General features: G+C 32.3%; 11 protein-coding genes. 5 read left to right on the top strand and 6 right to left on the bottom strand.

Going from position 1 to position 12,531, the window contains the following annotated elements; all coding sequences use genetic code 11:
- Window positions 1–13: 13 nt before the first annotated feature.
- Window positions 14–1,798: a chloride channel protein gene (locus AC1EUU_RS12225; RefSeq protein WP_480201711.1), complete on the top strand. Its 1,785-nt coding sequence runs from the start codon at window positions 14–16 to the stop codon at window positions 1,796–1,798.
- Here AC1EUU_RS12225 and glpQ read toward each other — a convergent pair.
- Entirely contained in the window at window positions 1,788–2,747 is a 960-nt protein-coding gene (gene glpQ / locus AC1EUU_RS12220) for a glycerophosphodiester phosphodiesterase (protein WP_480201710.1), read from the bottom strand. The two genes, AC1EUU_RS12225 and glpQ, sit on opposite strands and share 11 nt — an antisense overlap.
- Window positions 2,748–2,799: 52 nt before the next feature.
- Between glpQ and AC1EUU_RS12215 the strand changes: the two genes are divergently transcribed.
- Window positions 2,800–3,045 carry a hypothetical protein gene (locus AC1EUU_RS12215; RefSeq protein ID WP_480201709.1) on the top strand — a complete coding sequence of 82 codons (246 nt, stop codon included), beginning with the start codon at window positions 2,800–2,802 and terminating at the stop codon, window positions 3,043–3,045.
- 73 nt (window positions 3,046–3,118) lie between these two features.
- On the opposite strand, the gene AC1EUU_RS12210 is transcribed toward AC1EUU_RS12215, so the two are convergent.
- Genes AC1EUU_RS12210 through AC1EUU_RS12195 form a run of 4 tightly spaced genes read right to left on the bottom strand, consistent with a single transcriptional unit; the run spans window position 3,119 to window position 7,335 of the window.
- Window positions 3,119–3,568 (bottom strand): nucleoside deaminase, encoded by a 450-nt coding sequence (locus AC1EUU_RS12210; RefSeq protein ID WP_480201708.1) that lies wholly within the window; start codon window positions 3,566–3,568, stop codon window positions 3,119–3,121.
- A gap of 27 nt (window positions 3,569–3,595) precedes the next feature.
- Window positions 3,596–5,194: a 7TM diverse intracellular signaling domain-containing protein gene (locus AC1EUU_RS12205; RefSeq protein WP_480201707.1), complete on the bottom strand. Its 1,599-nt coding sequence runs from the start codon at window positions 5,192–5,194 to the stop codon at window positions 3,596–3,598.
- Between the two features lie 37 nt (window positions 5,195–5,231).
- Window positions 5,232–5,645, bottom strand: a complete 414-nt coding sequence (locus AC1EUU_RS12200) for a hypothetical protein (protein WP_480201706.1) — start codon at window positions 5,643–5,645, stop codon at window positions 5,232–5,234.
- 25 nt (window positions 5,646–5,670) lie between these two features.
- A complete protein-coding gene (locus tag AC1EUU_RS12195; RefSeq protein WP_480201705.1) occupies window positions 5,671–7,335 on the bottom strand; it encodes a hypothetical protein in 1,665 nt (554 codons plus the stop codon).
- Between the two features lie 206 nt (window positions 7,336–7,541).
- Here AC1EUU_RS12195 and dxs point away from each other — a divergent pair, with 206 nt between their 5' ends.
- Complete coding sequence (dxs, locus tag AC1EUU_RS12190) at window positions 7,542–9,314, top strand: 1-deoxy-D-xylulose-5-phosphate synthase (protein ID WP_480201704.1); 1,773 nt, start codon at window positions 7,542–7,544, stop codon at window positions 9,312–9,314.
- 62 nt (window positions 9,315–9,376) lie between these two features.
- Window positions 9,377–10,624 (top strand): DUF3078 domain-containing protein, encoded by a 1,248-nt coding sequence (locus tag AC1EUU_RS12185; RefSeq protein WP_480201703.1) that lies wholly within the window; start codon window positions 9,377–9,379, stop codon window positions 10,622–10,624.
- Here the strand turns inward: AC1EUU_RS12185 and AC1EUU_RS12180 are convergent.
- Window positions 10,621–11,961, bottom strand: coding sequence for a deoxyguanosinetriphosphate triphosphohydrolase (locus tag AC1EUU_RS12180; protein WP_480201702.1), 1,341 nt, complete (start codon window positions 11,959–11,961; stop codon window positions 10,621–10,623). The genes AC1EUU_RS12185 and AC1EUU_RS12180 overlap by 4 nt on opposite strands.
- 188 nt (window positions 11,962–12,149) lie before the next feature.
- On the opposite strand from AC1EUU_RS12180, the gene AC1EUU_RS12175 reads away from it, so the two are divergent.
- On the top strand, window positions 12,150–12,521 hold the full coding sequence (locus AC1EUU_RS12175; RefSeq protein ID WP_480201701.1) for a carboxypeptidase regulatory-like domain-containing protein: 372 nt from the start codon (window positions 12,150–12,152) through the stop codon (window positions 12,519–12,521).
- The last annotated feature ends 10 nt before the right edge of the window (window positions 12,522–12,531 follow it).

Raw genomic sequence — 12,531 nt, 5'->3', positions numbered from 1 at the left:
TTTATATTTAACCATGCCTAAGTCTAAATCATTACTAGCCAAATTCTTAATCTGGAGGTATAAATATATTTCTGAGCGGAATTTTATATACATTCTAAGTATACTAGTTGGCTTTTTAGCAGGTATTGGTACAGTACTACTAAAAAACTTCACTTACTATATTCAACTTATTTTAGACTTAAACATTTTTAAATCTATTCAAGCATCTCTATATTTTATTTTACCTATTATCGGACTCGTTATTGTGTACTTTATAAAAAAGCGTTTCCTAAAAAAAGAAATTGGTCATGGTATTTCTACAACCTTATATGCCATTTCTAAAAAAAGTGGGATCATAGAGCGTTATAAGATTTTCGCCAATCTTATTACCGCACCAATAACAGCTGGTTTTGGAGGTTCGGTAGGATTGCAAGGCCCAGCAGTAAGTACCGGAGCTGCTTTTGGATCTAATGTAGCACAGCTGTTTCATATGAATACCAAAACAAGAATGCTGTTAATTGGTTGTGCTTCAGCCGGTGCCATGGCCTCTATGTTTAAGGCTCCTATCGCAGCATTAATCTTTGCATTAGAGGTCTTTAGTTTAGACGTAGCTTTTGCGTCGTTAGTTCCGCTATTATTAGCTTCAGTTTCTGCCGTTGTAACCTCTTATTTCTTTACCGGAACTGATGTATTACTTCGTTTTGAACTCGTAGACAAATTTGAAATAAGAGACATTCTTTTCTATGTGATTTTAGGCATTGGTACCGGAATAGCATCTGTATATTTCTCTAAAATGTATTTTGCTATTATTAACTTCTTCAAGCGTTTTAAATCTGCAAAAGCTCGATTACTAGTTGGGGCTATTGCTATTGGTATTATGCTTTATTTTATTCCTCCACTATTTGGAGAAGGATACGGTTTAATCAATAATCTAATTGAAGGAAATCAAGATGCAGCAATTGGTAGCACACCATTCAATGCTAATTTAAATAATGTATGGATAGTTATTGGCTTATTGGTAGGCATTACTGTTTTTAAAGCGGTGGCGATGACCACCACATTTGCAGCAGGCGGTGTAGGTGGTATTTTTATACCAACACTGGTAATGGGTAGTGCATTAGGGAACGCTGTTGCCTTAACCATTAATAATTTAGGGCTTGGGTTTAACGTGTCAGAATCTAATTTCACGTTGATCGGGATGACGGGCTTGATGGCCGGTGTACTTCATGCACCACTTACTGCCATATTCTTAATTGCTGAGATTACAGGCGGTTATGATCTTTTTGTGCCATTAATGTTGGTTGCTGCCATTTCATTTGCGATCACTAAATATTTTGTTTCGCATTCTATTTATACCTTAGAACTTGCTCAGAGGGGAGAATTACTAACACATGATAAAGATAAGAATGCACTTCTATTAATGGATCTTGACAAGATTATTGAAACCAATTTTATAAGTATTAATCCCGATATGAAATTAGGAGTTGTGCTTCAAAATGCTGTAGCAAAATCTAATAGAAATATCTTTCCGGTAGTGAATGAAGAAAATGAGTTTTTAGGTGTTTTATTGCTCGATGATATTAGAAAAATTATGTTTGATGCTAAATTTTATGATTCACTAACGATTAATACATTAATGCAAAATGCACCAGATATTATTAATTATGAAAAGGATGTAATGCAAACGATTATGAAGAAATTTGAAGATAGTGGTGCATGGAATCTTCCGGTGGTTAATAACGGAAAGTATATGGGTTTTATTTCTAAGTCTAAAATGTTAACTGCCTACCGTAGAAAATTAATAGAAGTTAGTTCTTAGCCTCTATAAACTTAACTGTTTCGTCAGGATGATCCGTAAAAATGCCATCAAAATTTAGATGGTTAAATCCATGCTCAAGAAGTGATTCGAAATTTTTGAAAGCGCCAAGATCATCAGCCCGAAATGTATATCCGTGTACTTTTAATCCTAGCTTTTGAGCATTTCTAATAAACTCTGAAGAAACTTCTTTATACCAAGGGCCAATCCCATCTGCATAGGTTGCAAATTCGTTTAGATCCTTTTGCTCATCTTTAAATTCAATAAGTTGCACTAAGAAAAGCTTAGAGCCTAACTCCTCCCTAATCCGCTTTAATTCTTTATGGTCAAAACATTGTAAAATACATTTATCCTCTTTTGTTTTATAACCATATAACGACAATACTTTTAAAACAATTTTAGAGATGTCTTTTCCCTCTTTTAAATGAAATGCCGGTTCTTTAATTTCAGGATAAATTCCAATATCATTATCTGTGCTTCGATTTAGCCCTTGAATTAATTCTATTTCTTCATACAAAGAATGTAATTGAAAATTACTCTTCCCCTTGGGAAACCTATTCGAATATACTTGCTCTTCAGTTTTATGGTCAAAACGCTCAAACGCCTGTAATAATTTTAACTCTTCGAAGTCGAAATCAATCACATAATAACGACCATCTTTTCTTTTTCTGTTTGGAAATTTTTCGGCCACATCGGTAACCTCGTCTAGGTAAATATCATGAATAACTATAGGAATATTATCTTTACTCAACACGATATCTTGTTCAATATAATCGGGATGCATTGCGTATGCCATCGCTTTAGAAGGCAAAGTATGTTCTGGTAGATACCCTGATGCTCCGCGATGAGCAATAACTATTTTTTCTGGTTTCTGTTCGGTATTCATTACTTCTTTCGTAGGTCTTTGACATCCAATTACTAAAACTACAATTAAAATGATTGATAAACGCATCTCTTTATATTTACAAGCATAAATTTAGTAGTTTCGCAAAAGAATATTCGTTATGAAACTAGTATTAAAAATATTATTTTTCTTGTTCTTAGTTACACTTATCGTTGGCCTTTATTTAAAGTATTTTACCGATTATGATAAAGCTGATGCAATTATAGGTTTAGATATCTTATTTCTTTCTTTTATTCTAATGCCGCTATTTATATATCATCGTCACCGTTTAGGGAAGTATAAAAAATATGTATTAGATGGCAGTAAAAAGAATCCGTTTAAGATTGACGAAGATAAAATGGTTTAATTTATAGTCAATTCGTAGTCTTCATGCTAAACTTTTTTCAGCATTATATATTTCAAATAAAATTAGGTTGATGTTAATTTAAATTACGTTTTTGAATAAAAAAGCGTTTGATCAAATTACCACACTCTTCTTCTAAAACACCTCCAACTACTTTTGTTTTTGGGTGTAATTGAGTCTCATAATATTGAAATCCTCGTTTAGGGTCGTGAGCTCCAAAAACAATCTTATTCAATTGCGTCCAATAGCTAGCCCCGGCACACATTTGACACGGCTCTAACGTAACATAAAGTGTGCAGTCCTTTAAGTATTTTCCCCCTAAATAATCTGCTGCCGCGGTAAATGCTTGCATCTCGGCATGCGCAGTAACATCGTTCAATGTTTCGGTTAAGTTATGTGCACGAGCTATTATCTGATCATTTATAACAATAACAGCACCAATAGGTACTTCATTTTTTTCAAACGCAGCTTCTGCTTCTTGTAAAGCTCGCTTCATAAAGTAATTATCATCAAAAGGAGATTGCATTGGTTAAATTTTGAAAAGACAAAGCTATCAAAATTTGTCTTTATAAGAGCGAGATAGCGGAATTTGTATTTTGTCTATTAACGTTAACGAACTACTATTGATTTGTTTTACAAAATTAGAATTCACAATAAAAGAGCGATGACATTGTATAAAATTAGGAGGTAATTCTTCTTTGATTTGACTTAATTTACCCCTTACAAAGTGATTTTTACCATTATCTAAAAATATATTTAAATAATGGTCATCTGATTTTATGTACAAGAGGTCTGAGATGTAGACTTTTGTTTTGTCTTTTAAAACTATGTGATTCTTGATAACTATACTCTTAAGGTGTTCTATCTTCTTTGAACTTTCTATTTTTTCTAATTTTAATTCTTTCTCCAATAGTACTTTTTTGTTTTCAATTTCTTTAACATGTCTTGTTACACCAATAGTGAAAAATATTATTTCTAATGTGCTTCCTAACATATAAGATCCTTCAAAAGCAAATGAAAAGTCCAAATTGAATTTTCCACTAGATAAAAAAATCAACTCCAATAGAATAGATAAAATAGTTGTCAATAAAAGCGAACTATAAGCTAATAAATAAAGTGTACTTTGCTTTCTGTCCTTTTTTATATTTAATACACCAACTGTGATGAGGCTAATAAAAACTATTGCAACAAAAAAGTACTGTTGATACATTAATATTGAAATATATGCTTCAAAAAAATCTAAATAAACTAGAATTCTCAATATTATATAAAATAGAAAAAGAGTTATTGCCAATAATTTTAAGTAATTAGCCCATTTAGGAAGGTTTTGCTTCAGATTTAAGAAAGACCGAGCAAAAAAGAGCATTGATATTAATGTTAATGTAATTATATCTTGATAAATAAAGTCTAAGTAAGGGTGGCCATTCGTAATTAAAAATCTATGATTAAAACCACTTAAGCAAAAGACCATAAATCCAAATATTAATAAATAAAGAGCATACTCGAATAGCATTCGGCTTTTTGTAGAAACCCCTAAAAACAATGCATAAACAAAGAGAACAATAATTAACCCAAAATAAATACCATAAAGTAGATGTACTCTTTGGTTCATTCTCTCAAAAACATGAGCTTCATATATTCTTATTGGAAGCTTTATTAAAGATGTTTTTTTTAGCTCTACTAAAACCTGTTCTGATGTATAGGAAGGAACTATTAATTTACCATTGGCATACCTTTCAAAAGTTGTGCGCTCATCTATTGGTATTAAGGTTCCTGTTATATCAAATAAACTATAATTATTAGATGCCTTGTAGAATTTAGCTGAGTGGATATAATGATTGCCAATTTGAATAACGATATCTAAATCTGAATCTGAATTATTTTTTATGTTCATTAAAATCCACCACCCACGATTATGTCCAGAAAAATTGGCAATTCGATCAAAAACTAAAAGAGAGTCAGGTTGGTTATTGAAAATGTTTAAAGCTTCGCTAGTAGAGTAAGCATTATTATTAATAACTTTTATTTTATCACTTACTTCGAGTTTTTCGAAATCTTTTGATAGATTTATATAGTTACTAGTGCTACTCTGAGAGAATATAACAAACTTTATAAACACAAAAAGATAAGAAAAAATGTATTTTTTAATCAATTGGGTTTTATTAAGTTTAGTTGCTACAAATTAAGTGTTAATTATTCTTTTTACAAATTTTCTCAACGTAGACAGGTCTATCCAATACCTTTGTCATATCCTCTATTTTTGTACCTGGTTTTGTAAAAGTAAAAATAGCAAACCCTACTGTGGAATATAGTTTATAACCTCCATTTTGATAAACAATTTCTTCTGTACCATTTTCAACTTTAAATGCTTTTATCTTTTTGTATTTACCAGTTGTGTGATTCCTGGATGCTAGTTGAATATAAAACTTAGTATCTTTTTTATCTGGGCAGCTAACCTGCACGTGTAGTTTTATAGCAGTTGAACTACTAGACTTACAAAATAATACTGGCCTAACAGTATAGTCTATTTGCACACATGATTCTTGAGAAGAAGCCGAGTAAGTAATTATCATAAAAATTAATGTTATTAAAAAATCTTTCATGGTTTTAAAATTTAAGTTTTATCGTTTATTCAATTGGAAAGGCAATTCCTACGTATAATTTAAAATCTCCTCCAAAAGTTGTTAATTCGTCCCAATCTTCATTAAGGTTAGAGGTTGTATCAAAATAAGAGCTTTCTCCACTTTCATCTTCAATCCCTTTTCTTTTCTGCCAAATCACTCCTACCTTAAGGTATTCTAAGAATCTTAACTCGGCTCCTGGGCTGACATGACTACCTTCTAATCTTTTAAAATCTACAGCGTCATCACATCCATTAACACATACTTCATAATTTTTTATTTTATTATAACTTATAAATGGAGTGAATTCATTAAAAACCTGAAACTTACTTTTGTTCTGAGTTCCTATCGAAAATCCTAACTTAGCGACAAATAATGTAGCCTTGTTTTCTGAGGGAATATTAAATCCTTCTGGTATTGCATTCGTATCTTGTATATCAAATTTTGAGAGCGGCATTGTATTTTTTTCTGAAACGACACTAATCGGCCAACTTGAAGCAATTCCTATGGTAAATCCAAGCGCAAGTTTTGAATTTATTAGCCCATATGTTGAAGAATAATCCATTCCTAAAAGATTAATGTCTCCTGGGTAAAAATTATAACTTAATGCGCCACCATCTTGTGGAGGAGTAGAATCTATAATAGAAGTTAGTACTTGCGCCCCCACTTGACCAAGAGCATGAGCATTCACTGATTGTTTTTCTTTGTAAGAATACAGGTCAGAATTATGCATTAGTTGAGATGCTCTTACATAATCTCCACGAGCCAAAGCACTAGAAACATCTTTTCTTGTTTGCTCATCCAGCTCAGCTTTTATTCTCTCATACTTACTTTTAGCTGAGGATTCTGCTTCAAGTTTAATGGTATTTTCATTTTTTTCTTTTTTAGCTCTTGTACCTACTCTCGTATCTGAACTACTTATTCTGTCTTTCTTTACCTCATTATTTTCTTTCTCTATTTCTCGGTTAATTTTAGAATTTAAATAATTGATTTTATTAAAATCACCTTCTGTTTTAGCGAGCCTTCTAGCTTTTTCAAGCAATGATAACCTTTCTTGTAAAGAATATTTGTGGCTTAAACCTGCTTGAAAGATTAAGTCTTCGAATTTTTCTTTCTTTTTTTGATCGCTTTTATATTTATCAACCGCTCTTGAAATTATTCCTAAATCCCCTCCTTTAACATTCCGAATTGTTAATCTATCTACTTTACCATTTTGAGCCCATGCCGAAGTGTTGTTTTCTGCTATATACCTTCTTAATCTTCCTAATACTGTTTCATTAAATTGCGGCCTGTGAATTGAATAATCTCTTTTGTGTATTGAAGCAGACGTATTAAAATAAGTGTCATAATAGGCTGAGTTCATGGTAAAAGATACCGCTCCTTCAGCATAGAAATGACAATTGTTACACTCGAATGGGAATTTAATCCCATATGAATCTAAAACAGAACCTTCAAACCACTGATTGATGCCTCTAACTCCTGTTACAACCGTTCTTAATTGTTGTATATGTAGTGAAGGTTCACTATCAATTTGTCTTGGTAACGTGATAACTTCTACATAGCCTTGAATGCCGCTGTCGGTTTCAAAATTTCTGGTAAACTTTTGTTTGTTTTGAGAAAAACCAAAATTCAGGAACGTAGTTAGAAAAAATAAAAGAATATAATTTTTCATAATAGTATAAAGTTTATAAATGACGTAAATTTCAAATCAATTATGGAATCAATGTTTAAATCAAAATTAGATTAGAAAGTGTCGCGAAATCAAAAAAATGTCGCGAATGTTATAAGAAATAACGTGAATTACATTTCTTTAAAACATTACCTCTTCTTTGCACCTACTTATCAAACCAAAAAGGAGTATTTTTGTCTTCTGTTTTTATGTCAAGAAGCCTATTAAACAATATTACGCTACCAGAAGATTTGCGTAAACTCTCGGTTGAAGAGTTACCGCAGCTCGCGAAAGAATTGCGTGAATTCATTATTAATATTGTAGCTACAAAAGAAGGACATCTAGGCGCCAGCTTAGGAGTAGTTGAATTAACTATTGCACTTCACTACGTATTTAACACACCAGAAGATTTATTAGTTTGGGATGTTGGTCATCAAGCTTACGGGCATAAAATCCTAACAGGAAGAAGAAAAATATTCGAAACCAATAGGCAATTTGGTGGTATTTCTGGATTTCCAAAACGAGCAGAAAGCGAATATGATGCTTTTGGTGTAGGACACTCATCAACGTCCATTTCAGCCGCTTTAGGAATGGCCATAGCTTCTGCTTTAAAAGGTGAAAGCGAAAAGCAACATATAGCGGTAATTGGTGATGCTTCCATCGCAAGTGGAATGGCTTTCGAAGGCCTTAATCATGCGGGAGTTTCTAAGGCTAATATATTAATCGTTCTCAATGATAATGCTATGGGTATTGATCCTAGTGTAGGCGCCCTGAAAGAATATCTTACTAATATCAAAATAGATAAACGAGTAAGAAAACATAACATTATCAAAGCCTTAAACTTTGATTACTCAGGACCTATTGATGGGCATAATTTAGATGCGCTGGTTTCAGAATTAAGTCGTTTAAAAAAGATTAAGGGGCCAAAATTTTTACATGTAATCACTACAAAGGGAAAGGGCTTGCAAAAAGCAGAAGAAGATCAGGTAAAATATCATGCTCCTGGAAAATTTGATGCAAAAACAGGCGAAATTTATACCAAATCTACTTCCAAACAGCCTTCAAAATATCAAGATGTATTTGGTTTAACACTTGTAGAACTTGCTAAGCAAAACAAAAAAATTATTGGTATCACACCAGCCATGCCAACAGGCAGTTCTTTAAAATATATGATTGATGAGATACCTGGCAGAGCATTCGATGTAGGTATTGCCGAACAGCATGCTGTGACTTTAGCTGCCGGAATGGCAACACAGGGAATGATTCCGTTTTGTAATATCTATTCTACCTTTTTACAGCGCGCATATGATCAAATAATTCATGATGTTGCTTTGCAAAAACTACCTGTTGTTTTCTGTTTAGATAGAGCTGGTTTAGTGGGTGAAGACGGTGCAACCCATCATGGCGTCTTTGATCTCGCTTACTTACGCTGCATCCCTAATATGATTGTTTTTGCGCCTATGAACGAGCTAGAGCTAAGAAATATTATGTATACTGTTCAATTGGGTATAGATCAGCCAATTGCGATTCGATATCCTAGAGGTAGCGGTGTTATTCTTGATTGGCAACAACCTTTTGAGCCATTAGAAATTGGAAAAGGAGAAATCGTAAAACAAGGGGAAAAGCTGGCAATTTTAAGTATTGGCCATATCGGGAATAAAATAATAGATATTTGTAATTCATCATCAGCATATGAGGGCATAGCACATTATAATTTGCGCTTTGTAAAGCCTCTTGATGAACAGTTACTTCATGAAATTTTTAACAGATTTGATACTATTTTAACTATTGAAGATGGTACAATAGTAGGTGGTTTTGGTAGTGCTATTCTTGAATTTGCTCAAGAAAATAATTACCATAAAAACATTAAAATTTTAGGAGCTCCAGATAAGTTCATAGAACATGGTTCTACAGAAAAATTACTCGATTCTATAGGATTAAGTGAAGAAAAACTAAAAAAAATAATACATTCGCTGCTTTAAAATTGTTTTTTAAGTAATATTTATCCCTATTTACTTCTAAACATTTGCAAAATCTAAAACAGATGAAAAGAGTTGCAGTCCTTATTCTTTTTAGCTTTTTATTTCAACTATCGTTTTCGCAAAAGAAAATTACGCCTCCATTTAAAAGCTTTGATACTCTACCTACGGCTTTTAAAATAGATCCCATAAAAATTAAAAAAGCCTATCCTAACGCTATTTACACTAGCAAAGATTCATTACTTTTCGAATTGTATGCTATGGCCAAACCGTTTTATGCAATACGGCATGATTCTATTCTAAATAAAGTTTCTTTTAAACAAAAATATAGGTTATTTGTAGATGAGCTTAGCGGTGATACTACATACATACCCTTGCCTAAGGTCGAAAATTTTATATCATATACTCCTAATCTTAAAATTGATACCATAAGAGTAATGCATGCTATAAAGCCTGTATTTATAGATACATTAAAAAAAGCTGCCGATCCGGTTTGGTGGGCTTATAAAAATAATTTTGCTTTTGATATCAGTGAAGCCGCTTTTGTAAACTGGAATGCTGGTGGAAATAACTCAATTTCGGGACTATTAAAATTATCTTTCGAAAGAGAATATAAGAGACTTTATGTGTTGTGGAAGAATGAAGTGAAGATTAGATATGGATTAAATAGTCAGGAAGATCAAGAGCTTAGAAAAACAGATGATCAATTATATATTAATTCAACATTTGGATATAGAACTGATACCGTCTCCAATTGGTATTATTCGGTTAAATTTAATTTTAGAACACAGTTTACAGATGGGTTTAATTACCCCAATACAGACACGCCTATTTCTCGATTCTTTTCGCCAGCATATTTATTTTTAGGTGCTGGTGCTCAATACGACATTAAAAAAGATCAGTTCTATATATATTTATCTCCAGTTACCTTAAAGTCAACCATAGTAAGAGATCAAAAACTTTCTGATGAAGGAGCCTTTGGTGTTAATCCTGGCAAACATTCAAGAAATGAATTTGGTTTTTTAGTTCAAAGCTCTTGGGACACTGAGCTATTTAAAAATGTTATAATGAAAAATGATGTCACCTTGTATTCTGATTACGTACGAAAATTTGGTAATATAGATATTCGTTATGACCTTACATTTAATTTTACAATAAACAATTTCTTAAAGGCAAATTTAGGTGCGCATATTATCTATGACGATGATATAAAATTTAGAGAAGATACCAATGGCGATGGTGTTTTAGAAACATTCGGGCCCAGAGTACAGTTAAAACAACTATTAGGTGTTGGTGTTTCTTTTAACTTTTAAATTTCAACTCCTTTAATCTTTTTGTGTAACAAAATAGCCGCACTGTCAGACATGCCAGCAATAAAGCTACATACAGATAGAATTCTTTCGTAATTGTTGTTGGTATTTACTTTATATTTTTCTGGTAATAAATTCATTAAAAGCTTATCATAATTTGAAGCTGTTTTATTGTAAGCATTGTTAACCGAATTTATAAATACATCTAGAAGATCTGCTAAAATTCTATAACCTGAAATTTCCTTTTCAATAACCTCTTTACTACGATAAATTCTATCAACACTAATTTTAATGATATCATTTATCTGAGCTTCATATTTACATTTATCCAATAATGAGATCTCATAGGTTCCGGCTAAAATCGAAGCTTCATTTTCTAAAAAAATATTTGCTGCTTCGGTAATCAAATTGCCAATTGCCAATGCTCTTAGATAACTTAGCCTATCTTGCTTTGTTTTTAGTTGATAGTATTTTTCGGTATTGATGGTGTCGCGCACTAAATTAATAAGGTATTCTAGTGCAAATTCTTCTTCAATTAATCCGAGATTAATCCCATCTTCAAAATCGATAATAGTATAACAAATATCGTCAGCGGCTTCAACTAAAAATGCCAGAGGGTGGCGACTAAATGTTACATCATCTCCATCACGAATTTGTTTCAAACCAAGGTTATGAGCAACATCAATAAATACCTCTTTTTCTGATTGAAAGAAACCATATTTTTTATCAATAATATTGGTTGTTGGTTTTTTTGGCAACGATTCTTTAGGGTATTTCATAAAAGTTCCTAAAGTAGCATATGACAAGCGTAAGCCTCCTTCTATGCCTTCTCTGCTTTCGGTTAGTATTCTAAATCCGTTAGCATTTCCTTCAAAATCAATCAGGTCTTGCCATTGTTTTGGGGTTAATTGGTCTTTATATTTTAGTCCATTTCCTGATTTAAAATATTCACCAATAGCCTTCTCACCGCTATGTCCGAATGGTGGATTTCCTATATCGTGTGCCAAACATGCACTTGCCACTATTGCTCCAAAATCATTTATTTGATAGCCGAGTTCTTTCAGGTCTGGATACTTCTCTAATAGTTTCTTTCCAACAATTCTTCCAAGCGATCGGCCTACTACCGACACTTCTAAGCTATGTGTTAATCGTGTATGAACAAAGTCTGTCTTTGAAAGTGGAACTACCTGAGTTTTATCTTGTAAGCTCCTAAAAGAATCAGAAAAAATAATTCGATCATAATCTACCTCAAAACCAACGCGAGTTTCATCTTGATCTTTTCTAATTCTTTTCTGCGTATCGCCAAAGCGTTTCAATGAAAGTAGTTGCTCCCAATTCATTTTTTAGTATCAATTTAAGACCGTGCAATGTACATTATTTTAGAGTTTTTCTACTTAACATTAAATTAAAATTGGAGCTTTTATGGTAACATTTGTCTAACCTAAACATTAAGAATCTTTAACCTCCATTTAACCCAATCTTTACATTAACATTCTTTATTTGCATCAGAAAATAGATCAGAATTAAAATGAAAAAATTCTTAGTACTAATATTCATATTTACAGTCGCTTTAGTAGCAGCACAAGACAAGGGGACTATAAGCGGTGTAATTTTAGATAAAGAAGTAAATAATGAACCTTTGGCATTTGCTCAAGTCGAAGTTAAAGGGACCTCAATAAATACCACCACCGATTTAGATGGTATTCACAAATTAAAAGTAGCTCCTGGGGTATATACCCTAATATTTAATTTTCCTGGCTATCAAAAAGTTGAGGTTACAAATGTTGTAGTTAAAAAAGATAATATAACAACTATTAAAGATATTTCATTAGAGGCAATCACCCTATCAATTCCTGGAGACGTTGGCGAAACGGAGGAAGCTTCTAAACCGAAAAAATAATTCAAAAAAG

The sequence above is a fragment of the Maritimimonas sp. 2205BS37-2 genome (assembly GCF_056591755.1).
This window is presented reverse-complemented; position numbering and strand designations above follow the sequence as displayed.